19 protein-coding genes and 1 pseudogene are annotated in these 23403 nt (G+C 41.6%); 7 read left to right on the forward strand and 13 right to left on the reverse strand.

The genetic code is table 11. The annotated features are described in order from the left end of the window. Positions 1-690 (reverse strand): annotated as a pseudogene (locus tag KO511_RS22220) (hypothetical protein); the annotation flags it as partial. A gap of 301 nt (positions 691-991) precedes the next feature. Between KO511_RS22220 and KO511_RS03885 the strand changes: the two are divergent. Next, the gene (locus KO511_RS03885) at positions 992-2020 is read left to right on the forward strand and encodes a phage integrase (protein WP_215986158.1); all 1029 of its coding nucleotides are present in this window, start codon (positions 992-994) and stop codon (positions 2018-2020) included. Between the two features lie 104 nt (positions 2021-2124). Here the strand turns inward: KO511_RS03885 and KO511_RS03890 are convergent, their stop codons facing one another. Next, positions 2125-3969, reverse strand: coding sequence for an ABC transporter ATP-binding protein (locus KO511_RS03890; protein WP_215986159.1), 1845 nt, complete (start codon positions 3967-3969; stop codon positions 2125-2127). Positions 3970-4269: 300 nt separating this feature from the next. Between KO511_RS03890 and KO511_RS03895 the strand changes: the two genes are divergently transcribed. Next, complete coding sequence (locus tag KO511_RS03895) at positions 4270-5235, forward strand: arginine deiminase-related protein (RefSeq protein ID WP_215986160.1); 966 nt, start codon at positions 4270-4272, stop codon at positions 5233-5235. A 79-nt stretch (positions 5236-5314) separates the two neighbouring features. Here the strand turns inward: KO511_RS03895 and KO511_RS03900 are convergent, their stop codons facing one another. The 4 genes from KO511_RS03900 to KO511_RS03915 all read right to left on the reverse strand — a co-directional run bounded on the left by KO511_RS03900 (position 5315) and on the right by KO511_RS03915 (position 9587). After that, positions 5315-6289 (reverse strand): TAXI family TRAP transporter solute-binding subunit, encoded by a 975-nt coding sequence (locus KO511_RS03900; protein WP_215986161.1) that lies wholly within the window; start codon positions 6287-6289, stop codon positions 5315-5317. Between the two features lie 41 nt (positions 6290-6330). Then, positions 6331-7182, reverse strand: coding sequence for a 3-keto-5-aminohexanoate cleavage protein (locus tag KO511_RS03905; protein WP_215986162.1), 852 nt, complete (start codon positions 7180-7182; stop codon positions 6331-6333). Next, complete coding sequence (locus tag KO511_RS03910) at positions 7173-8504, reverse strand: aspartate aminotransferase family protein (protein WP_215986163.1); 1332 nt, start codon at positions 8502-8504, stop codon at positions 7173-7175. Before KO511_RS03910 ends, KO511_RS03905 begins: the two co-directional genes overlap by 10 nt. A 159-nt stretch (positions 8505-8663) precedes the next feature. Next, positions 8664-9587, reverse strand: coding sequence for a DUF368 domain-containing protein (locus KO511_RS03915; RefSeq protein ID WP_215986164.1), 924 nt, complete (start codon positions 9585-9587; stop codon positions 8664-8666). Positions 9588-10221: 634 nt separating this feature from the next. Here KO511_RS03915 and gltS point away from each other — a divergent pair. Continuing rightward, the gene (gltS, locus tag KO511_RS03920) at positions 10222-11448 is read left to right on the forward strand and encodes a sodium/glutamate symporter (RefSeq protein ID WP_215986165.1); all 1227 of its coding nucleotides are present in this window, start codon (positions 10222-10224) and stop codon (positions 11446-11448) included. A gap of 106 nt (positions 11449-11554) precedes the next feature. Here the strand turns inward: gltS and KO511_RS03925 are convergent, their stop codons facing one another. From KO511_RS03925 to deoD, 6 genes are all read right to left on the reverse strand, one after another. Further along, the gene (locus KO511_RS03925) at positions 11555-12685 is read right to left on the reverse strand and encodes an HlyD family secretion protein (RefSeq protein ID WP_215986166.1); all 1131 of its coding nucleotides are present in this window, start codon (positions 12683-12685) and stop codon (positions 11555-11557) included. After that, positions 12685-13068 (reverse strand): DUF3302 domain-containing protein, encoded by a 384-nt coding sequence (locus KO511_RS03930; RefSeq protein ID WP_215986167.1) that lies wholly within the window; start codon positions 13066-13068, stop codon positions 12685-12687. The genes KO511_RS03925 and KO511_RS03930 overlap by 1 nt, the downstream gene beginning before the upstream one ends. Positions 13069-13188: 120 nt before the next feature. Continuing rightward, positions 13189-14769 carry a GGDEF domain-containing protein gene (locus KO511_RS03935; protein WP_215986168.1) on the reverse strand — a complete coding sequence of 527 codons (1581 nt, stop codon included), beginning with the start codon at positions 14767-14769 and terminating at the stop codon, positions 13189-13191. 1 nt (position 14770) lies between these two features. Continuing rightward, the gene (locus tag KO511_RS03940; RefSeq protein WP_215986169.1) at positions 14771-16237 is read right to left on the reverse strand and encodes a hypothetical protein; all 1467 of its coding nucleotides are present in this window, start codon (positions 16235-16237) and stop codon (positions 14771-14773) included. A 121-nt stretch (positions 16238-16358) separates the two neighbouring features. Beyond that, a complete protein-coding gene (locus KO511_RS03945) occupies positions 16359-17828 on the reverse strand; it encodes a lactate dehydrogenase (protein WP_215986170.1) in 1470 nt (489 codons plus the stop codon). A gap of 63 nt (positions 17829-17891) precedes the next feature. Beyond that, positions 17892-18602, reverse strand: coding sequence for a purine-nucleoside phosphorylase (gene deoD, locus KO511_RS03950; RefSeq protein ID WP_215986171.1), 711 nt, complete (start codon positions 18600-18602; stop codon positions 17892-17894). Positions 18603-18945: 343 nt separating this feature from the next. Here deoD and KO511_RS03955 point away from each other — a divergent pair, with 343 nt between their 5' ends. Genes KO511_RS03955 through KO511_RS03970 form a run of 4 tightly spaced genes read left to right on the forward strand, consistent with a single transcriptional unit; the run spans position 18946 to position 23008 of the window. Continuing rightward, complete coding sequence (locus KO511_RS03955; RefSeq protein ID WP_215986172.1) at positions 18946-19896, forward strand: YbgA family protein; 951 nt, start codon at positions 18946-18948, stop codon at positions 19894-19896. A gap of 1 nt (position 19897) precedes the next feature. Then, a complete protein-coding gene (locus KO511_RS03960) occupies positions 19898-20689 on the forward strand; it encodes a MerR family transcriptional regulator (RefSeq protein WP_215986173.1) in 792 nt (263 codons plus the stop codon). Continuing rightward, positions 20686-22101 carry a deoxyribodipyrimidine photo-lyase gene (phrB, locus tag KO511_RS03965; protein ID WP_215986174.1) on the forward strand — a complete coding sequence of 472 codons (1416 nt, stop codon included), beginning with the start codon at positions 20686-20688 and terminating at the stop codon, positions 22099-22101. Before KO511_RS03960 ends, phrB begins: the two co-directional genes overlap by 4 nt. 1 nt (position 22102) lies before the next feature. Further along, positions 22103-23008, forward strand: coding sequence for a L,D-transpeptidase family protein (locus KO511_RS03970; RefSeq protein WP_215986175.1), 906 nt, complete (start codon positions 22103-22105; stop codon positions 23006-23008). Between the two features lie 68 nt (positions 23009-23076). Here the strand turns inward: KO511_RS03970 and KO511_RS03975 are convergent, their stop codons facing one another. Then, the gene (locus tag KO511_RS03975; protein ID WP_215986176.1) at positions 23077-23304 is read right to left on the reverse strand and encodes an Lpp/OprI family alanine-zipper lipoprotein; all 228 of its coding nucleotides are present in this window, start codon (positions 23302-23304) and stop codon (positions 23077-23079) included. Between the last annotated feature and the right edge of the window lie 99 nt (positions 23305-23403).

The raw sequence follows: 23403 nt of genomic DNA on the forward strand, positions 1-23403 counted from the left end.
AATTTTCCAGTTCCCAATTGGTCATTGGGTAAAGGATAATTTTGGGGGAAACATGCCGCTTGATTGAAGTATTGGCTAATCGCCAAGTTTTGGCCCAAACCAAGGTAGCTGGTTGAAGAAAGAGTGAAATTTAGATTTCCTACGTTGACATTGAAAAGATCATCGCCTGTTTTCGTTTCATAGGTGATCTGAGTTGAAGCCCCACCAAGATCCATAATACCCGTTGTTTCCTAGTTATTAGCAAAAGACCCATTGTAGTAGTTGGCGGTTAGCCAAGCATAAGCGCCTTCTGTTTGACCCGTGATTGTTTTAACTCTGATATCCGCATCAGGGAAGCGCTTGGCCAACTCTTTGATTAACCAAGTTTCTCTCAGTCGCTGAAATGGTTCTCATGCCAGCGGTAGAATAAAAGTACACGTTATCTGGAGTTGTTTTAGTTTCTACAAATAGGCTATCAATATAACTATCTAAGTTTGCCTCTTTGAGAGTTTGTATACCACCCTTGATACTTTGGTGTTTAATTTGTTCATCAATCACAGGTAGCCCATGATCAGATGATGTGTCTTGGTGGTATTGATATTCGAATAATCTCGAGCCTGAGCTGCCTGCATCAATTACAAACGTACTTTCTGCTAGGGCAGATGACGATACTAATATTGCGACTAAAAAAGATAATTTTCTTATATTCATGAAAGTGCTCGCATGAAAGTGCTCGGGGTCAGGTCTTTCATTTTGCCCTTCAACTAATCCGTTATATTCTAATTTAGTAATGTAGCTGACAAGCTTTTGTCCAGAACTGTGTTACTTAGTTTCATTAAATATCTGTTTCATTAAATATCCATGTTAGTTAAAAATCCGCTTATATAGTGGATTTTTCTTCAGGGTAAGACTCAGACCTTTCATCAAAAGTGTATAGGCACCATCCTATCGCACATTGAAAAACTAGTCGCAAAATAATACTGTATACGTATACAGTTTTTTGTGGTTTTTTATGTCTATTCGAAATCTAAAAGACGGCTCAAAAAAGCCGTGGCTATGTGAATGCTACCCACAAGGGCGTGGTGGTAAACGTGTTAGAAAAAGGTTTGCTACAAAGGGGGAGGCCAAGTCTTTTGAGTTGTTCACCATGAAAGAGGTGGACGATAAACCCTGGCTAGGTAAGAAAGCCGATCACCGTCGTTTGCAAGACTTGCTTGATACTTGGTGGTCGGTGCATGGGCACACCGTCAAAACAGGTAAGAACTCCTATGCTGTGATGGAGAAAACGGTAAAGATGCTTGGCAATCCATTGGCCCGACTGTTTACGGCGAACGACTACCTTCATTACCGTGCCAATCGTGTTAGTCACCACCCAACAAGGCCAGATCTCGTGATATCTGCAACCACTCATAATATTGAACTCAAAACTCTAAGAGCAATGTTCAATAAGCTTATCAAGTACGACTATTGGGATATGCCAAACCCACTTGCTGGTATTGAACTGGTAGCGAGCAGTGAGCGAGAGTTAGCGTACTTGACCAAAGAGCAGATCAACCCATTTCTTGAGCGTGTGCGGAACGATAATAGCCCTTCATCAGAGCTAATATATGTAGCTTGCAAAATTTGTTTGGCGACTGGAGCTCGCATTGGAGAAGCATTAGGCCTAAAGCGTTCTCAGGTAACGGCGCATAAATTATTGTTTACTGAAACAAAAGGGAAGAAGAACCGAACGGTCCCAATTTCAAAACACTTGCATAGTGACGTTCTTAGAGTCGCAGTTAGTGACTTTGAGTTGTTTGATGTGACGTATTATGCTGCATGGGAGTGTGTAAAACGTGCTTTGCCTGAACATGTGCCTAGTGGACAAGCAACACACATTTTAAGGCATACATTCGCCAGTCACTTTATGATGAATGGAGGGGACATTTTGGTATTGCAGCGAATTTTAGGTCACAGTAAAATTGAACAAACGATGGCTTATGCTCATTTTTCTCCTGACCATTTAATGCAAGCTGTTCAGCTAAATCCACTCGAAAATTAGTGGCGACAAAATGGCGACAGCTGTCAATTAACCTCGGTTTTAGTCGGTTATTGTCAGTATGTCGCCAATATTTAACTTACTTCTTTTCTTTATAAATCATTTAGTTATGCAACTTCGCTCTCTTCACCAATAAAACCACCCGTTTGATGAGCCCAAAGCTGAGCGTAAATACCTTCATTTTGAATCAGCTCACTATGTGTGCCTTGCTCGATAACTTGGCCTTGATCCAACACTATCAGGCGATCCATGGCGGCGATGGTGGATAATCTATGCGCGATCGCGATAACCGTTTTTCCTTGCATGAGCTCATTAAGGCTTTCTTGAATCGCAGCTTCGACCTCGGAGTCAAGGGCAGAAGTGGCTTCATCAAGGATAAGGATCGGTGCATCTTTCAGTAAGACTCGTGAAATGGCGATACGTTGCCTTTGCCCGCCAGAGAGTTTGACTCCACGTTCACCCACCTGAGCATCGTAGCCGTGATTGCCAAAGGGGTCATTAAGGGCTTGGATAAACTCGTGGGCATGAGCTTGCTTGGTCGCTCGAAGCAGCTCCTCTTCCGTCGCATCAGGATTGCCATAGAGGATATTGTCACGAATAGAGCGATGAAGTAATGACGTATCTTGAGTGACCATACCTATGTTATAGCGTAGAGAGTCTTGCGTGACATCAGAGATGATCTGGTCGTCGATTTTTATATTGCCACCTTCAACATCATGAAAGCGCAGTAATAGGTTAACTAAGGTTGATTTTCCAGCGCCTGAACGGCCGACTAATCCCACCTTCTCACCAGGTTTTATATTGAGGTTTAAATTGCTAATAACCCCATTATTTTCATCACCATAATGAAAACTGACGTTATCGAATGTAATGGCACCCTGCTTAACATTTAACGGCTTAGCCTTGTCTTTATCTTGAATGTCAATTGGCTTAGATAGTGTTTTCATACCGTCTACCACTGTGCCCATGTTCTCGAACAAGGCACCGACTTCCCACATAATCCACATTGACATACCATTGATACGCAGCGCTAGGGCAATTGCAATTGCAATTGCTCCAATACTGATGGAGCTGTCCATCCACAGTACAATCGACAGTGATGCCACAGCAAAAACAAGAAGATAGTTAGTAATTTCGACCGCAACATCAAATCCCGTAACCAGCCTCATTTGACGATATACAGTGTCGAGAAAGCCTTGCATGCCTTTCTCTGCATAGTCGGTTTCACGCTTACTATGAGAAAATAGCTTTACCGTGGCGATATTGGTATAGCTGTCGACAATTCGACCTGTCATAGTCGAGCGTGCATCCGCTTGTTTTGACGCAACTTTTTTCAGTTTAGGTACGAAATAAAGCTGAATACAGATATAGCAAACTAGCCAAACCAACATCGGAACCATTAAACGCCAGTCTGCCTGAGCTAATAATACGATGATGGCGGTAAAATAAACCGCTACATAAACAAACACGTTCATTGTCTTCATCACGGTTTCACGCACAGCTAGTGATGTCTGCATGACCTTGGTTGCAATGCGACCCGCGAAATCATCCTGATAGAAATTCAGGCTTTGTTTGAGTAAGTAGCGATGCGCTAACCAACGAACAGACATCGGATAGTTACCAAGCAGTGTTTGATGGATAACGAGGGAATAAGCGATAACTAGGATGGGCATTATGATCAGCAGCAACCCTCCATATAGCAGTAGTTCGGTTCTATTTTCCTGCCAAAATGTGTCTGGGCTGCTGCTTGACAACCAGTCAACAAGGTTTCCCATTGCACCAAATAACGAAACTTCTGCAATGGCTATTATCGTTGCCATCAGAGACATGAGTATTAAAGGACGCTCAAAGCCTCGAGTATAATATCGACAAAATGCCAAAACCCCATGGGGTGGCTGTGCTGGTTCTTCGTTAGGAAAAGGTTTTGTAAACCCTTCAAATATCTTAAACATAACTAGCCTTCAAATCTACGACGTTGAAAAGCCATTGAAACCAATAGCGTATTGTGTCAATGGTATCTTGTTAATATTTAGAATGTAACCATCTATCAACTTTTTGTTATCGAAATTGCTGCATAATATCCAGCCGTAAATCGTAAACATGCATATTTGCAGAAAAATTAACGGCTTTTTATGAAATTTTAAGGAATATTATCCGTTCTTTAACCTAAATGGGAGTGATTTCAGTGATTGTTATTTTAACATTTTGTCTACAATTTTCCCAAGTGAGTAATGAACAATGAGTCTATTGCAATGTTAAAACAACAACCAAAACAGCAAAAAGCCGTTTCTACAGTGCAAAACGCCAATTGTGTCGTAATGGTTCCACCTAAAGAATTTGCGTTTAATGCAGAGACTGCACTTGATAATGAGTTTCAGAATCAGGTAAACCAAACGACCGAGCAAGTGCGAAAATTGGCCCTGCAAGAGTTTCGATTGATGGCTGACCAGCTTAGTGATACTGGTATTCAAGTGATCGAATTTGATTATCCAATCGGTCAGATTGAAACGCCAGATGCGGTGTTCCCAAACAACTGGTTTAGCACTACATCAGATGGAGCTTTGTATACGTTTCCGATGGCGTGTAAGAACCGTCAGCAAGAGGTTAGGCCTGATGCTTTATGTGCTGCCTTAAAAAGCGCAGGGCGCAATGTTAAATCACAAGATTCACTCGTTGAGTACTTGGAACAGGATGCGCACCTAGAAAGTACAGGTGTTATGGTTATCGATCACTTGAATAGAACCATTTATGCGGCGCTTTCACAGCGTTGCGATCGTGAAGTGTTAGAAGACTATGCTGAGCGAATTGGCTACGATCGTGTGGTGTCTTTCCAAACCGCGCTACCTTCGGGCAAACCGATATATCACACCAATGTAATGATGGCGATCGGTGAACATTTCTGTGTTATTTGTGATGAAGTTATTCCTGAGTTTGAGCGTCGTTTTGTGACTAAGTCACTGGCGAAAGATAAGCAAGTGATATCGATTAGTCTTGAGCAGATGAACCAGTTTTGTGGCAATATCCTTGAATTGGAAACGAGGACTGGCGATAAGGTGATTGCGATGTCGCAATCGGCTTATGATGCCTTTTCTCCCACCCAGAGGGCGCAATTGTCCCGACATGCTAAGTTGATGCCATTTAATGTGCAAACAATAGAGTCAATAGGTGGTGGCAGCGTACGTTGTATGTTGGGCGAAGTTTTTTTGCCAAGTCGCTAGGCTTGGCTCATTGTTGGTGCTTTTAACAGCGTTTTAATCGCGGAAAGGTTGGCATAGAATATAATCAATACAAAATGTATTATTCAATAAGTCCGACTTCTTTATAGTATTTGAGTGCACCAGAATGAAGTGGGGCTGAGAGTCCACTTTTTACCATCTCTTCTTTTTTTAGGTAAGAAAAGGCAGGATGCAGTTTTTTAAAGTTGCTGAAGTTTTCAAATACTGATTTAACGACATGATATATCACATCCTCTGGTACTGCAGTAGAAGACACAAAAGTGGCACCAACACCGAATGTTTTAATGTTGTCGGGGTTACCTTTATACATACCGCCTGGTACATTAGCGTTTCTGTAGTAGCTTTCATCTGATAATAGCTTGTCAACTATAGGGCCTGAAACGCCGATGATTCTGCTTTCGCATCCTGTGGTTGCTTCTTGAATGGCTGCACTTGGGTGCCCTACAACGTAGATCATTGCATCGATCTTATCATCGCACAAGGCCTTGGATAATTCGGAAGCTTTGAGCTCTGAGGCAAGTTTAAAGTCGTCTCTAACCCAACCATACCTTTCCATTAACACATCCATGGTCCCACGTTGGCCTGAACCTGGGTTACCAATATTGACTCGTTTGCCTTTTAAATCTTCAAAGGTTTTAATACCCGAATCTTTTCGTGCGACAACGGTAAATGGTTCTGGATGGACTGAAAAGACGGCACGAAGCTCTTTAAATGGCCCAGCTTCGGCAAACTTACTCGTGCCTGTATAGCTATGATATTGCCAGTCAGATTGGACAACGCCTAAATCAAGTTCTCCCGCTCTTATGGTATTGATATTATAGATAGAACCTCCCGTAGAAATGACAGAGCATCGAATTCCATGAGTCGCTTTGGTTTTGTTGACCAATCGGCAAATAGCACCACCAGTAGGATAATAAACACCAGTAACACCACCAGTACCAATAGTGACGTATTTATCTTTTGCCAATACAAAAAAGGGGCTGGTTGAAAGAATGAAGGTAACAAGTGCTGGTAAGATGCCTTTAAGTAATGCCATAGTCATTCCTTTTTTCTTATGGTCGGCTACTAAACTAAAGTCTAGCTATTTGTTAGAACTCGTCGAAAACTATATGCATCATGGTAGTTAATATTCAAGAAATTGTCCGATTCTTTGAGGTGCCTCACTTGTTGAGCGTTATTAACTGCAGGCTTGCCATTGCGATCAAGGTGGTTGTTTTCAAAGCCAACGCGAACGTCCATACCTTGTTTAAGGGCATGAGTTAAGCATTGATGTTCTTGATTGCCAAAGGCACAAATTGCAATACGAATATCGCGCTGACGAAGTGCAGTGATTTCTAAATTATCCAAGTCTCGAGGGTGTGGATGCCCTTGCGTTTGGTAACGTCCTAAAACAATTAAGGCGTGTTGGTTTTGGCTAGGTAAAACACCCTGATCGAGCAGTTGTAGATAACGTGATATATCTGATTGGTCATAAAGAATAATTTGGCTGATAATACCTTGTTCTGCTGCCCAATGGAAAAAGGCCTGACTGTCATTGAAATCGGTGTTGTTTGGAAGTAACTCACGTAGCGCAAATGAAGCCGCTTCTGGCTTAACGGTTTTTATTAAGTGTTTTTGTTGGGAGGGGGAGTAAATACCGATCGCTTCAGTGGTTAATTGAACTATCATACTATCCCCTACTGCTTGCTTAACATGAGCATAAAGGTGATTATTAAGTTTTACATCAAGGCTGTGTGCTCCTTTAGCGTCACGGCAGTGAAGATGAACCATAGCGGCTCCAGCATCGCGACAAGCAATAACGTCATCAATGATTTCTGTATCGGTTAAAGGGATGTTAGGGTTATCTTGCTTGGTTTTACGTGCTCCGTTGGGCGCGACAATAATAGCTCTATGTGAGCCGTTGTTATCATATGATGAGGTCAAATCCATTTTTTCGACACCTCATTTAGAGTGCTTTTTAACTTGGTGACTATTTCTTCTATATGTTGGTCTTGAAGGATAAAAGGAGGGGCGAGTAGAATATGGTGGCCTTGTCTGCCATCAATGGTACCTGCCATCGGATAGCACATAAGACCGTTTTGCATAGCCTGAGCTTTTATCATGTTATGAGCTTGAGTCGTGCTGTGGAGCGGCGCTTTACTTTGTTTGTCTTTGACTAATTCAATGCCCAGCAATAGCCCTTTGCCGCGTATGTCGCCGACATTGGGGAGAGGCCCAAGTTCATCAATAAGTGCTTGCTTTAGCTTACTTCCCAAGCGGTTTACGCTGCTAATAAGCTGTTCATCTATTATGGCATTAATGGTCGCCAGTCCGCATGCACAGGCGACGGGATGCGCCATGTAAGTATGCCCATGTTGGAAAAAACCACTTCCATTAGAGATAGATTGGTATACCTTGTCGTTTGCTATTGTTGCCCCAATAGGTTGATACCCAGCTCCTAGACCTTTAGCAATACACACCAGATCTGGCTCGATATTTTCTAGTTCAAATGCGAACAAGCGTCCACTTCTTCCAATACCACACATAACCTCATCCAAAATAAGCAGCACATTATATTGGTCACAAATTTCACGGATACGTTTAAAGTAACCCTGTGTAGCTGGCACTGCTCCTGAAGTTGCGCCGACTATAGGTTCTGCAATAAATGCCATGACTTTTTGTGGGCCAAGCTCAAGAATCTTTTCCTCAAGCTGGTTTGCAGTACGTATTGAATACTCCAGTTCGGTCTCATCTTGCTGTTGGTAACGATACGCATAACATGGATCGATATGGTGGGCAGGTGAAAGCAAGGGTTTAAAAGGTTCACGGCGCCACTCGTTACCACCAACACTTAAGGCGCCTAAAGTATTTCCATGGTAGCTCTGCCTACGCGCTATAAACTCCGTTTTAGTCGACTGTCCTTGTTCAACAAAATACTGTCGAGCCATTTTAAGTGCAGCTTCTACCGCTTCAGAACCCCCACTCACAAAGTAGACGCGATTGAACTGAACAGGCATTAGAGAGCATAGCTTTTCGGCTAACTGCTCACTTGGCTGACTAGTAAAAAAACCTGTGTGAGCATAAGGAATACGTTTAACCTGCTCTGTAATTGCTTGTTTTACTGCTGCATGGTTGTGTCCTAGGTTTGATACAGCTGCACCTCCACATGCATCAAGATAGGAATTTCCATTATTATCAAAAAGGTATATGCCCTCACCATGGCTAATAGTAGGTAAAATGTTGTGGCAATGTCGATGAAATACGTTGGACATGAGAGAGCTCCATAAAGGTCGATACTTTAATACTGTCCAACAATGAGTAGTTCTGCAACTGACAAAATGTCGAGTGGTGTGAGTTTTAGAATGGTCATAGAGGGTGGACAAGCAGCAGATTAGCTGCTTGTAGTATGTGGATAGATTTATTTTTAGATGTTATTGATTTTCGGAATGTGTAGCGAATTTTTCGAGAATTAGAACTAAGGCAACCGCACTCAGCATAAGAAGAACAGCGACCGTTATTTGTGCCGGTTGTGAGGTGATCGCTTCAAAATCAAGTGGGGAAAGATTGCGCTCAATCAAAGGTACTTGCTCGCCGCTAGAGTTAGTTCTCCAAGTAAGTGTTTCTTTCCAAGGCCATATTTTGGGTAATGTACCGATCATTAATCCGGTAAGGAAAATCAAAGTAAGGTCTCTGAAATGTTTGAGCAGCCAAGTAAGTATGTGCGAAAAGCTTAGTAACCCAATAACGCACCCGGAAATGAAAAGTAGCAGAATAGGAATATCCACTGATTTTACTGCCCCTAAGACGGGCGTGTACATCCCAATGAGAAGGAGAATAAAACTGCCCGAGATGCCAGGGAGTATCATGGCACAGATTGCAATGGTACCAGCGAGTAAGATATTTATGCCAGTAGGTTCAAGCTGCAGTGGCTGGAGTATAGCAATACTGTACGCGAAGCCAATACCCAGTAGAAGTAATAGCAGTCGGCTGGGGCTTTTTTTCTCTATTTGCTTGAGCATATGAAAAACTGAAACCACGATCAGGCCAAAAAAGAAAGACCAAAGTGGGATTGGATGAGTGACTAGCAGCCAAGAAATCAGTTTTGCTAGGGTTGCAATGCTCGTGAAAACACCAGCAAATAATGCGAGTAGGAAAAGGCCGTTGATATGCTCAAAAGCTGTTTTAATTCCATCCCGCTTAATAATACCAATGAGCTGTGGATTAATACGGCGAATGCTCTCTAATAGAGTGTCGTATATTCCCGTTATGAAAGCGATTGTACCGCCAGATACTCCCGGGACAACATCAGCTGCTCCCATGGCCAAACCTTTTATGAAAGTTGATAAGTATTTCATTCTTTAGAGCAAATTAATGAGGGTATATGGATTATAGCGATAATGGCTATCAAACAGTACCAAATTATGTACACAGCTCCAGATTAATACGGGACTGATTTTATATTTATTTGCATGTATTTGCAAAATGCGATTAGCGATTTGCAAAAACCTTATAATATCAGGACAGAAATCTGAAGCAAAGTATCATTTTTATGGGTTTAAAATATTGGCACGCATAGTGCATTAATCAGGTTGACCCTTATTAAGCCGAGGGTCACCTAGCCAACTGACGTTGTTAGTGAATAAATTTGTTCACAAAATATATATGCCAATCGCAATTATTGCGGTTGGTTTTTTTTTATTTCTATCGTCGGTTCACTTTACACCAATAAAAGAGACAAATTTCTAGTCAGATCTCGACAAGTCTCTTAGATATTATCCATAATGTACGCTTTATTTTTGCATTTAAACGGCAGCTATTAGGTTGTTGCGTTTGGATGTATTGTGAGTACTGACAGCTGGCGATGGGTTTCAGTTATGAATTGTGCAACTAGTACTTGGTGATTAACCAGGGGATAAGTTGCCAAATATGTCGAAACGTTATGCAGTTGCCTAGTTATGGATGATGGGTGACAGACAACAAAGAGGTTATATGAATCAGGTAATTTCAGTCGGACCATTAGAGTCTTTCTTAATCGCTATTTGTGTATTATTTCTGGGCCATTTTGTAAATTCAAAGCTTCCCATCCTTAAGAAATTTAACATTCCAGAGCCTATAGTAGGCGGATTAATAGTCGCATTTGCCATTACAATGATGCACTTTGAAGGTATCAACCTAGAGTTTTCATTACCATTACAAAACACATTTATGCTGATGTTTTTCAGTACTGTAGGGCTTGCAGCTAATTATACACAGTTGATAAAAGGTGGGGCTAAGGTGTTTGTTTTTCTCGCGGTCGCCTCATTTTACATTATCATCCAAAATGCTGTTGGTGTTTCATTGGCAACGATTCTTGGCCTAGACCCTTTAATGGGACTTATTGCAGGTTCAATTACTTTATCTGGGGGACACGGCACTGGCGCTGCATGGTCCCAGACTTTTTCAGAAACGTATGGGCTAAGTAACACACTAGAAATTGCAATGGCATCGGCGACCTTCGGGCTAATTATTGGCGGAATTATTGGTAGCCCAGTTGCCCAAAAATTGATTAATAAAAATGGCTTTGAGTCTGACTATGGGAGCGGGGCAAACACCCATGAAAGGTTCCCTGAGTTGGTGACCTATAACGAGTACGAAGAAGATAAGGTTACAGCAAAAAAGGTCATTGAGATTTTGTTTGTCTTGTTAATTTGTGTTACCGGCGCGAAGTACCTTGAGCAATGGGTGACGAGCTTGCAAGTGAGTTGGTTAATGATCCCTGACTTTGTGTATGCCCTATTTATTGGTGTATTTATCACTAATGTCATGGAAGTGGCTAAAGTGAATCGTATGGATGTTGAAACCGTAGATATTCTCGGCACTGTATCTTTGTCACTGTTTTTGGCTATGGCTTTAATGAGCCTGAAACTTTGGAATATATTTGATCTCGCTATACCATTTTTAATCATATTGTCGGTGCAATCGGTGGTGTTAGGCGTATTTGCCTACTTTGTTACCTTTAAGGTCATGGGCTCGAATTACGATGCCGCTGTTATGTCTGGTGGCCATTGTGGCTTTGGTTTAGGGGCAACACCGACCGCAGTGATGAATATGGGGTCATTGGTGAGTAAGTATGGCCCATCTCCTCAAGCCTTTGTAGTTGTACCAATTGTTGGTGCATTTTTTATCGATATCGTTAATTTGATTATTCTGCAGGGCTATATATCACTCATTGGTTAAGTCAATTTTGAGCTTCTTTGAACAATAAGCCCCAGCTTGAAAGTTAAGCTGGGGCTTTTTGCATTATGAATAATAAATATACGGGTTTAATAATAGGAATACATATTTAATGGTCGAGATACAAATAGTTCTGCCAGCTTTTCATTCTGATCAGCACTTTGCGCATAATCGAAACATGGGTGAACTTATTGGAATACACAGCGACTTCAACAGCAGTACCCATTGGAAGGTGGTAACTAGATAGATCATCAGTAATTTCTAAGGTGACAAAAACACGGCCACTAGTGCGAAGTGCCTCAGTACCCAATAGAGATCCACGAGCTTGAAATTGGCTCTCACCGATGGCAGGCAATACATCGACAACCTTTCCTTTGAACACTTTACCTGGAATGGCTCTAAAGAGAAATTCAGCTTCATAGCCGGGTTGTAAGCGTTGCAGGGAGTTTTGTCTAAATGCGGCGGCGTATTGGGTTTCCTCTGTATGGACAAAAGTCATTACAGGGGCAAGAGGAAGAGGCACTGCCATCACACCAGGTCGCAGGGCGAGTTGGGTAGCAAAGCCATCCGTTGGTGCTCTTACGATGGTTTGTTCCAAATCGAACTCTGCTTGGCGAAGTTCTGCAAGGTATTGAGCAACCAAAGTATTTTCACCACCTATATCAGAGTTTAGTGCAATTTTTGCTTGGCTAACCCTCGCTTTTGATACATCGACAGCGGCTTCGGAAGCTTTGTATTCTTGACGGCGTGTGTCAAGTTCTTGTTCAGTGAACGCCCCTTTTTCATAGCCACGTTTGTAGCGCGAAAATTCTCGCTGTGCCTTATCCCGATCAGCAATCGATTGGGTTAAAGCAGCTTGGGCTTCAAGAACATCAGCTTGAAGGCTAAGAGCATTTTGACTGGCTTCTTTGATCTTAGCTTTTAACTTATCGACTTCTGCTTCAAAAGGCGTAGGGTCAATAATAAATAGTACATCCCCTTGTTTGAGAGGTTTATTGGCTTCAACAGGCACATCAATAACTCGTCCTCTAACACCAGAAACAATTGGTGTGGTGGAAAACACCTGATTTCCAAGCTGAGTGAAAGGGTGGTTATAATTCATTAGTAAGATCAAAGTGCCGACAAGCACAACACCTCCTAGAGCTGCTGTGGGTACGGTCCACTTATTGAGAGGAATATTGAATACTTTGAAAACAGCTATACATAAAGCGGCGTACGTTAAGATAAGGAGTAAATCCATTATTGTTTCTCCTCATTACTCTCAGAATATACATCTGCCTGGGGCTTTGATGTGGTATTTATCGTATCAAGCTGCTGTTGTAAACGGCCTAACTGTTCACTAAGTCGGTCCATTCTATGATGAATATCATGTTGCTCTTCTTCGAGTTTTTGGAACCCCCAACCTCGTTCTTGTCGCCATAAAGTCGCCCATATCCAAAGAAAAGGCCAAATTGTATGGAGTGTAAATAAACTGACCCATCCTGCATAATGGATGGCATCTTGGTGCGGATGCTGCCTTTCTTTTGCAATCTCATAGGGGATATCGTGGATCACAATGATGCCGTAAAATATGACTAGCGCGACAAAGATCAAAAGACCGAGTGCGAAGTAATCCAAAAACATAAACCTGCTCCCTTTTTATGTTTGTTACCAGTATTAATGATGATTTAAGTGGATATTTTATTAAGAATAATGAATTCGTTATGTTTTATCGCTTTCTCTCTTAACAAATTGAGAAATTTGCTACTCAGTACAAACTTGATTTCTGCCGTTTGCTTTAGCTCGGTAGAGTGCCTTATCTGCACGATGAAAGGTTCGTTGGGTATTTTCGCCTTCAAGGTGTAGGGTTATACCTATACTAACACTTAGGCCTCGCTCGCCGAGTATGGCTTGCCAACCATACTGAAAAATACGTTCGCGGTAGTTTTCTGCATGCATTGAGGCTTGCTCAATAGTACATCGTTCAATGATGACTAGAAACTCTTCACCTCCAAAGCGTACACAGGATGCTCCTCTGAATTTGAAGTAAGTAGCGAGTTCACTTGATACATTTACTATGGCTTTATCACCGACTAGGTGACTCAATTCATCATTAATCGATTTAAAGTGATCGATGTCGACGATCAGCAAGGCAAATGGAACATCATGCAGCAGTAAATCTTTAAGCTTCACGTCTAGCCAACGCCGATTATTTAGATTGGTTAGGGGGTCAGTAAATACATCTTGTTTAAGTTTGGCAACAGTATTTTTCTGATTTTCTGTGGTTTCTTTCAGCTCTCGATTTTCTATTTCAGACAAAATGAGTTTTAGGTGTAACTCAAATCTAGCGAGGCGTCGTAGCTGAGATGCGCCAAGTTCGGCAATAGGTACTTGCTTCATCAAATCGCTTTCAATTCGAAATGCGCGTTTTTGGCATTCTAGCGCTTGTTTGAATTTTTCTTGCTGTTCATATAGCTCACCCAATACCGTATTAAATTTTAGATCAAGAATCGGAGATGCATAGAGAGTCATTTTTTTTTGTGCTGAATCCAATACCCAGTTAGCAAGGTGTGGCTTTTTTGTGTTGTTTAAGCAGTGGGCTAATTCAAAACGAACCATTTTTGATAACCACATTGAATTCATATTCCCAGCCGTATATTGAATATTACCTAAGCACTCCATAGCTTGGTTATACTTATTTTGTTTGCGGTAGAGCTTGGCTTGATAAAGCAGAATTTGACTCATGAATGTTTTATCGCTAACCAATATCGCAAGCTCTGAACATTCTTTGAGGGTATCTTTGGCTGCTGCTGTACGATTGAGTTCAATATAGCAAGCGAGTATGTAAAGTTTGTATTTTAGACGTAGAGAACGACTGGATATAGCATGATCAATAGCGTCAATTTTTTGGTAGTACCTCAGCGCCCGGGCATGGTCTCCATAAGTTCCACATAAATTCCCCATACCTACTACAGCTAACACGTAGGCATCGATATGACTGTTATCGACGGCAATAGTGGAACAGCTAATGTATTCTTGTAGGGCTGCAGAGTACTCGCTGTTTTCTACTAGTCTCTCTGCTAAACAGTGTTTAATTTCAAGAATGAGATCAGAATCATTGGGTAAAATGAGGTGCTCTATCGCAAGTCGGAGCTCTTCAATACATGATTTTGGTTGTTTTAATCGTCTGCGATATTCGGCACTGATGACTAAACACATTGCTTTTTCTTGAGCCGTTGTGGCGATATGTTGCAGGATGTGATTCCAAAAAATAATTGCTTCTTCACCTAATATTGAAGAGGCATCTAACCCAGACTCAGAGATTTTTTTCAGTAAGTCTTCCATTTTATTCTTCCATGAGTTGGTCGTCTTCTAACTGTTCTAGGGTGAAAGGGAACATTAAGATATCTTGTAGTTCAACTTGGGGTAGGGGCTTATCGAGCCCTTTTCGATGCCAAGGATATATTTCGATCATTTTGGCTAACACATGATACACCTGCGTAGCGGGATCGCCTTTTTCAGCGAGGAGTATGCCTAACCGATCGCTGCTTAAACGAGAAAGTAAATCTTTCTGGGTACATAATGAATGGGCAAGTTCAGAGCACACTTCAATGTAGTCGGAATCGTTATGTTGGATAGTAATCACAGCATGATTGGACCGCTTCAATTCCATTTTAGATAGTACTAATTGTTCCCACCAATAAATTTCAGAGACCATCTGGCTGAGCTGTTTTTCTGGGTCATACTCGTGCTGTCCACGAATTCGATTTATGAGTTTACGTGCTCGTTGCTCTAATTGTTTTTTAGATGAGCGAGCTTTATCATTTGTGACCCGTGCAGTCTGTTCTTTTAAGTTGTTTGTCGAATATTTGCGGTATTTCTGAAATGCGTTGAGAGCAGCTTTGTAATCGCTTTGCTCTTCGGCAACTCTTGATTGCTGAAAACAGATTTGCGAAAGTAATTCGCCATTGTCAAAAGTGTGGGCAGAGCGCTCAGCCTGAATTAACAGTTGCGCAGCTTTATCTGGGCATTTTCTCATCAGTTCTAGACGTGCCAAACTGACATAAGAATTTGCCTTCATCCAGACGAGATTATACTCCTCAGCAAGAGCTTGTGCTTTTTCCGTCGCTACTTCTGCATCTTCTATACGTTTTAGCCCAAGTAAAGCAAGTCCTCTAAAATCCCAAACCTCTGCCTGCCATGTTCTATCATCATTTTGTTCTAGTGCCTCAGTCGCCCCATCGAGTATCGTAAGCATTTCGACATAATTGCTGAGAAGATAAAGGTCCCAAGCGAGAAGTACTCGAGCCTTGCCCTCGAGAGAAGTAATACGTGTATTATTGGCAACGGTAACTGCTAGCTCATGAGTCGTTTTAGCTAGGTTGTATTCATGGGTGATTCGCCAAACATTGCCCAAACCAATTAAGCATTCAATTTGAATCTTAATCTCATCAACCAACGTCGCTTGCTCAAGTGCATTGATCCAAAACTGTTGCGCGGAATAATATTTGGCTTGTCCCCAAAAATGGAGGGCGTGGATATGGAGTATTTCAGCTAAATAGTCATCGGTGTCTAGCGTATTGAGTGTATTGTGGGCTAACTTTATGTATTTGAGTCCAAGTTTGTAGTCCATCAAGCACAATGAGCATCGAGACATAATTATCAGGCATTGCACAGCTCCTTCAGGGTATAAGACCTGATTTGCACGAGTGACGCATTGTTCAGCAGTCGCTAAAACTTTCTTCGGTTCATGCTCAATATGTGCTCTAAGCTGTTCAATTTCTGTATCTAAAAGGTTCTGGTTTTTATCCAATGAGCCAACCCCTTCACAGCAAAATATACAATATGTATTCATCGCCATTACACAAAGATTGACTAATACGACTACAGCACGAATACACTCAAGACTTAATGGCTTGCTTCAAATATAGCAACTATGAAAGCAGTTCTCTAAGCGTTAGAGGTGTTTGAGTCAAACCAAGACTCTGTGCTGCTGTCATACCACTCTTACCTTGGTAGCATAAGTTATGCCATGCTCTAAATATATCTAGTAATGGTAATAAACCTCCAGGGCGGAGTTTACGTCTAGGCTCATTGATAAAGTCTTCAAAAAGTGCTTGAAATCTATGCTGATAAAAGGCGGTTTGACGCACGCTCGCTTTGCTAAGCCATTCTTTAGGTTGATTATTATCTCCAGCAAGGTAACAAATGCCCTTAGAAGCGCCATCGGCTGTGGTGATTGCCCAGCGGTCTCGCCACCACCCCATATGAAGGATATCAATTTTGTCGATACTATTGCTACTCCTCCAGCCTTTATCTTCCTCTACATACATCAGGTCGATATTTTGACGCTGGATTCTTGATAGGCCAACGCTCAATGCTGCAGAGCGTAACACAGGATCTTGAGGGAGATACATAGTCACTCTTCGCTCATTGTTACAAAGTGAAAGGACATGTAAAAAATGTGCGTATGAAGTATAGGGTGGCCTGATTAGAGCGCCTTTGGTTGGGTAATGAAGATGACTTAAATTGCCCATGGGATCTTCGACATTACTCCTAGCTAGAATAGCTTGGTATTTTTGGTCAATTCGCTCTTTCAATACCAAAGATCCTGAGGGAATCGGTGTATATGCCTCTAGAGAATATTCATGACTTACAAGCCGAGAAGAGGGTTGGTAGGGATCGTGGTCAATACTGCCCTGCGGCTCTTCATTTCCAGAGTAATTAACGTGCTGGCATAGTATGTAGCCAGTTTGAGCCTCACCAGTAACGAACCAAAGCACACCATTATTGCTTTTAGGTTGTAATGGTAGGTAATCGGATGCTAATTCATATTGATTGGCGTGATTAACCCAGCGAGCATCGAACATAGCCAGTTTTCGACGGCATCTACTGGCAATATGATCTAAATGGTCATAGAAGGTTTTTGGGTTGATTTCTAACTTGCGACAAATCTCACGTACAGAATATCCAGTGAAAAGAAACCCCAGTAAGCTTTCTTGGAAGGATAGTTTATGATTTGTGCCAGACCATTTATCAACAAAGGTTGATTGACATAGTTTGCAACGATAACGTTGGCGGTCACCACTATAGCCAAAAGCATGATATACGTGCTTGTGAGTGTGAACGGAAAGACCAAAGTGTTCACAATAACTATTTCGGCAGGCGGGTAAACCGTCACTGTGAAGTTGTCTTAAACGGTGTAACTCGTTTATGACTTCTTGGTTGTTAAGTAAGGGGGGAAAAGCGCCACATTCCCGACAAACCATCGTAGGTCGTTTGGGATTAGCATGTTGCAGCACATATCTATACGCTTCGCTCAGTCCAAAATTACTACACGCCAATGTTTTACAAAAATTGAGTTGCAACCCATCTGCTTCCATAGGCAGTTTGCCAGATATCACTATTTCCACCTCGGAATTATTAAAGCTACCGAAGCAACCCGCTTGGTAGCAAAATATGATTCGTTATATGTTGATGGCTGTTTCTAGTGCCACTTTCATCATGTCATCGAAAGACTCCTGGCGTTCTTCTGAACTGAGCTTTTCTCCACGTATAATGTGATCAGAGACAGTTAGAATCGTCAGCGCTTTTGCTCCATGATCGGCTGCAACGCCATAAATACCAGCAGCTTCCATATCAATACCTAAGATACCGAGCTTCTTCATCTTTTCGAAAATCTCAGATTCTGGGGTGTAAAAAAGATCAGCTGAGAAAACGTTACCAACTTTGATTGATACATTCTGTGAACGTGCTTGTTTAACCGCTTCTTCTAATAAACCAAAATCTGCAATTGCAGCAAAGTCATGATCATTGAATCGTATACGGTTTACTTTGGAGTCCGTTGATGCGCCCATGCCAATAACGATATCCATTAAATTAACATCATCTCTTACCGCACCACAGCTACCTATACGGATAATATTTTTCACACCATACTCTGTGATAAGTTCATGTACATAGATACTAGATGATGGGATCCCCATACCGTGGCCCATAACAGATATACATTGTCCTTTGTATGAGCCTGTATAGCCGAACATGTTGCGTACATCACAAACTTGTTTGGCATCTTCAAGAAAAGTTTCCGCAATGTATTTAGCCCTTAACGGATCGCCTGGCATTAAAACCGTTTCTGCGAAATCATCTGGATGAGCATTAATGTGTGGGGTTGCCATAGTATTTACTCCGAATAATTAGTCAATATAACTTCTGATCACTAATTGTGTTGATTTGAAAATCGGTAGGGGAATACTAGCCAGATCTGGTTTGCTGCCATGAGATGCACATCACAAAAGTCACTGTTATCGTTACTGTTACTTGTGGTGATAACGTTTTATGTTGAAAGAGTTAAAGCAATCGATTTGCAAAAAAAGATTGTTTTTTATTTGACCTCAAAGTGTTGTGAACAAGTATCTAACCTTAACTTATACAAATTTAAATATTGTACAAATAAAAGAACCTGTGCTATTTCTTATACAAGAATTTTTTTTGTATACCATTCAACTGAGGACTCAGAACATGACAAACTCGATTAAAGTGGGTATCAGCTCTTGTGTTTTAGGGGAAAACGTTCGTTTTGACTCCGGGCATAAAACCAGCAAATTTGTGACCAAAGAATTAACGCCATATTTTGAATTTGTTCCTGTATGCCCAGAAGTTGGTATGGGAATGCCTGTTCCGCGTCCTACGATTCGTTTGATATCTGACCAAGAAAGAGTTGCATTGGTTGAGACCAAAAATCCTGACATTGAACACACGGCTAAAATGCTGGATTTTTCCGAGCAAAAAGTTGGGGAACTTAAGAACCAAGATTTGTGTGGATACATAGTTTGTGCTAAGTCGCCTACCTGTGGTATGGAACGAGTTAAAATATATCGTAAAGGTGGGGCGGAAAACACCGGTGTTGGGCTCTTTACTCAAGAATTGATGAAACAAATGCCGTGGTTGCCTGTAGAGGAAGACGGCCGTTTAAATGATCCAGTGCTAAAAGAAAATTTTATCGCACGAATATTTGTGCTGAGAGATTTTTATGACTCGATGGGAGACGAGCCTACCGCAGGAAAATTAGTTGCTTTCCATTCACGATACAAACTGACTTTGATGGCCCATCATCCTCAATCCTATAAAAATTTGGGCCGATTGGTCGCGAATATTAAAGATTATGACTCAAATACTTTTTACCAAATGTACAGAGAAGGTTTAATGAAAGCGGTTGTTCATCGAGCGAGCAGAAAAAACAACACGAATGTGTTGATGCATCTACAAGGCTACTTCAAACGAGCTCTCGGTAAAGATGAAAAAGTTGAATTATGCAGAGTGATAGAAGATTATCGTCAGGGAATTTTACCCTTATTGGCTCCAATTACTTTAATTAAACATTATTTGGCGGCGTATCCAGATGAGTATCTATCAGAGCAGAAGTTTTTACAGCCTCACCCTCAGGAAATGAGGCTGAGGTACGGGTTATAAAATGAAGAAATACGCCATTAGAGAAATCTCTGAAATGACCGGGGTTAAGCCAGTAACCTTAAGGGCTTGGCAGAGAAGATATAGCTTGATTGAACCTGAAAGAACGCCAAAAGGTCATAGACTCTATACCCAAAAGCATATTGATTTAATTGATAAAATTCAAGGATGGTTGAACAAAGGAGTATCAATAGGTAAGGTCAAAGCTCTTATAGAAGCAGGCAACAGTGAATCTATCAATATGATAGATAATGATACTCAGTTAGAGGATGTTGAATCTGTACTAGATGCCTTAGCCAACTTGAACAAAGGTCAGGCTGAAACTCTTATTAATGCTGTGGTAAAAGAGTATCCGCTCAAGGTCGTCGATAGTCAGTTCATTCAACCAATACTGAAGGCGCTGTTTCCCGTCAGACAATGTTTGCGTACACTTCAATCAGGTTTGTTTCATTCATTAATGTTGAACAAGTTGAACTCGGTCATTGAGTCTGAGAATAAAGCAACTCGCTCTGGCAAGGCTCTGGTTATTAGCATACTTGGCAATACCGATATTGGTTCTCGTTTGATGGCACTGTCGTTGGTTGGAAAGGGGTACAATATTACCATGTTGGATGAAGTTGATGATTTATCGGGATTAGTTATTCATCCTGCAGTTGAGGAGTTTTCTCTTATTAGTATCTACAGTGCTAGAGCTATCAGTGAATCTCAATTGGCGGCGCTTAACCAATTAGAGGCTACGTTTTCTGGGCAAATAATGGTTTCTGAACTTCTACAACAGTTACGGTGTGAACAGTGAAGCTTGTTTGGTTAAGACGAGACTTAAGAACTGATGATAATACGGCTTTAATTGAAGCCCTCAGTTATGGTCAACCTGTCGTCTGTATTTATATCGCAACGCATGAAACATGGAAAAATCATGGTTTAGCACCTATTCAAGCCGACTTAATATTTCGAAGGTTACAGCAACTTAGCCAGGAGTTGGCAGCGCTAAACATTGATTTGTTATACGACGAGGTTCCACAGTTTTCAGATAGTGTATTGCGGGTTGCCGATGTTGCCAAAAGCCTGAAGGCTGACACAGTATTTGTAAATCGTGAATATGAAGTGGATGAATGCCAGCGTGATGATTGCTTGGTCAGCCAATTATTAGCCGATAACATCCATGTAAAATGCTGCGAAGATAAATGTATTTTTGCACCAGGAACAATAATTAATAAGCAAGGTCGTTACTTTAAAGTCTTCACTCCGTATAAAAATGCATACCTTGCCAAGCTTGGTCAACAGTCGTTCGAGGTCAAAAAAACGCCAAAGGGAGTAGTATTACCCACACCAGAAGCGGTGAGGTCATTGCTGTTCCATCAAGATTCTTCTTTTAGCTACCCAAGAAAAAACAGTACGGCATGGCATGCAGATACGCACTCTATTATTGCTGAGCTAAGAGACTTTGATGCCAAGCATGTAGATCGTTATGCTAGTGATCGTGATTTTCCATCCATTTCTGGCACCAGTAGACTGTCCCCCTATCTCGCCATTGGAGCTTTATCAGTTCGTCAATGTATGGCTCGACTTATGTATGGTCAAACACTACCTTTAAACCAAGGACGAGCAGTGTGGCAAAGTGAATTGATATGGCGAGAGTTCTATCAACATCTTATCTATTTTGAAGCTAAGCTCTGTAAAGGACGTTGCTTTCTTACTTGGGGTGAAGGTGTTACTTGGCACAATGATAGTCAATGGATTGAAGCGTGGAAAATGGGTCAAACGGGCTACCCCATAGTGGACGCTGCTATGCGACAACTTAATCATACAGGATGGATGCATAATCGTCTTAGGATGATTGTTGCCAGCTTCCTTATTAAGGATCTCCATATTGATTGGCGAATAGGTGAGAGATATTTTATCAACAATCTTATTGATGGTGACTACGCCTCCAATAATGGAGGGTGGCAGTGGTGTGCTTCTACTGGGTGTGATGGACAACCCTATTTCAGGATCTTTAACCCTATTACGCAAGGAGAGCGATTTGATCCATCTGGAGCCTTCATCCGACACTGGTTACCTGAATTAGCCGAGGTACCAGATTCCTATATTCATAAGCCTTGGGCGTGTCCGGATGTAAGAAACGTGTCATATCCTGATCCAATAGTTGATCATAAGGTCGAGAGGGAAGTAACCTTACGCCTTTATAAGGAAGCTAAGGACGCTTAACATGCTGCGTATTCTTCTCCCTCTTTTATGTTGCTTTAGTCTGAATGTGTTGGCGGTAACTTATCAAATGCCAGCAGAAGGGAGCAATATTGTTGGGCGAACCCAATATCACCAAGTGGTAGAAGGTGAAAGCCTTTCAGACATAGCAAAGCGCTATGATGTCGGTTTTTTATCTTTAATGGCGGCTAACAAAGGTGTCGACCCTTTCTTGCCTGCTGAAAACTATGTCTTGATTATCCCAACTCGTATCATACTTCCGAGTGTACCAAGAGAAGGTATTGTTATTAATCTTGCTGAGCTTCGCTTGTACTATTTCCAGCCAGAAAATAATGTGGTGCATATTTTTCCAGTGGGGATTGGACGAATTGGTAGGGATACGCCGGAAATGGCGACAAGTATCAGTCAGAAAAAGCGTAATCCAACCTGGAAGCCGCCAAAATCAATTCGTAAAGAATACCGAGAAAAAGGTATCGACTTACCAAACATTGTGCCAGCAGGCCCTGACAATCCGCTTGGAGATTATGCAATGCGATTGGCTTATGGTATTGGTGAGTACCTTATTCATGGAACAAACAAAGATTTTGGTATTGGACTTCGTGTAAGCTCAGGTTGTATCCGTATGGATCCGAAAGATATTGATTGGTTGTTTCCCAAAGTGGATTTAGGCGAAAAAGTGAGAGTTATTAATGAGCCAATTAAAGTTGCACTTGAGCCTGATCGGAGTGTGTTTGTTGAAGCACACGAGCCATTGACCCGAAGCGATGGTAGTAAAAAGCCGTTAGTGTTACCTGAGGAATTACGATGGTGGTTAGACGAATTCGAGCTATCTGATGTTAAAGCAAAAGCGGTCATCCTAGCCCAAAATGGTGTACCCGTTGAAGTGGTTTCACCTGATTTTATTGATTGATAAATTTTGACTAAAAAAACAGAAAGGGCCTGTGTTCACAGACCCTTTCTAATCGAATATTGACAGACTTACTTTGTGTAAGACTGGGCAATGTTGTCGATGCGCTCGTTAGCACGTTCAGCTTCTTCACGAGCTGACATTGACTCAGATTTAAGTGCCTGAACATCTTGGCTTAGCTGGCTAACCTGATTGCTTAGCTCGTCAAGTTTTGCTGAAGATGCGTCGTCTGGGCCTGAAGCACAACCTGCGAGAAAAAGTACAGAAGAGGCCGCAGCTGCGATCAACATTTTGTTCATAGAAGAACTCCTTGCATGTAAAGTATCAAAAAGACGTCCTATACTTTTACGCTCATATAGTGACGATTCCTAAAGTGTAGACTCTATTCTGCCTGTCAA

It is taken from the genome of Vibrio hepatarius, from assembly GCF_018860525.1.
Classification (GTDB): domain Bacteria; phylum Pseudomonadota; class Gammaproteobacteria; order Enterobacterales; family Vibrionaceae; genus Vibrio; species Vibrio hepatarius_B.

Coding starts and splice junctions, on each gene's coding strand:
- KO511_RS03885 (WP_215986158.1), top strand. CDS start 992: ATGTCTATTCGAAATCTAAAAGACGGCTCAAAAAAGCCGTGGCTATGT.
- KO511_RS03890 (WP_215986159.1), bottom strand. CDS start 3,969: ATGTTTAAGATATTTGAAGGGTTTACAAAACCTTTTCCTAACGAAGAA.
- KO511_RS03895 (WP_215986160.1), top strand. CDS start 4,270: ATGTTAAAACAACAACCAAAACAGCAAAAAGCCGTTTCTACAGTGCAA.
- KO511_RS03900 (WP_215986161.1), bottom strand. CDS start 6,289: ATGGCATTACTTAAAGGCATCTTACCAGCACTTGTTACCTTCATTCTT.
- KO511_RS03905 (WP_215986162.1), bottom strand. CDS start 7,182: ATGGATTTGACCTCATCATATGATAACAACGGCTCACATAGAGCTATT.
- KO511_RS03910 (WP_215986163.1), bottom strand. CDS start 8,504: ATGTCCAACGTATTTCATCGACATTGCCACAACATTTTACCTACTATT.
- KO511_RS03915 (WP_215986164.1), bottom strand. CDS start 9,587: ATGAAATACTTATCAACTTTCATAAAAGGTTTGGCCATGGGAGCAGCT.
- gltS (WP_215986165.1), top strand. CDS start 10,222: ATGAATCAGGTAATTTCAGTCGGACCATTAGAGTCTTTCTTAATCGCT.
- KO511_RS03925 (WP_215986166.1), bottom strand. CDS start 12,685: ATGGATTTACTCCTTATCTTAACGTACGCCGCTTTATGTATAGCTGTT.
- KO511_RS03930 (WP_215986167.1), bottom strand. CDS start 13,068: ATGTTTTTGGATTACTTCGCACTCGGTCTTTTGATCTTTGTCGCGCTA.
- KO511_RS03935 (WP_215986168.1), bottom strand. CDS start 14,769: ATGGAAGACTTACTGAAAAAAATCTCTGAGTCTGGGTTAGATGCCTCT.
- deoD (WP_215986171.1), bottom strand. CDS start 18,602: ATGGCAACCCCACACATTAATGCTCATCCAGATGATTTCGCAGAAACG.
- KO511_RS03955 (WP_215986172.1), top strand. CDS start 18,946: ATGACAAACTCGATTAAAGTGGGTATCAGCTCTTGTGTTTTAGGGGAA.
- KO511_RS03960 (WP_215986173.1), top strand. CDS start 19,898: ATGAAGAAATACGCCATTAGAGAAATCTCTGAAATGACCGGGGTTAAG.
- KO511_RS03970 (WP_215986175.1), top strand. CDS start 22,103: ATGCTGCGTATTCTTCTCCCTCTTTTATGTTGCTTTAGTCTGAATGTG.
- KO511_RS03975 (WP_215986176.1), bottom strand. CDS start 23,304: ATGAACAAAATGTTGATCGCAGCTGCGGCCTCTTCTGTACTTTTTCTC.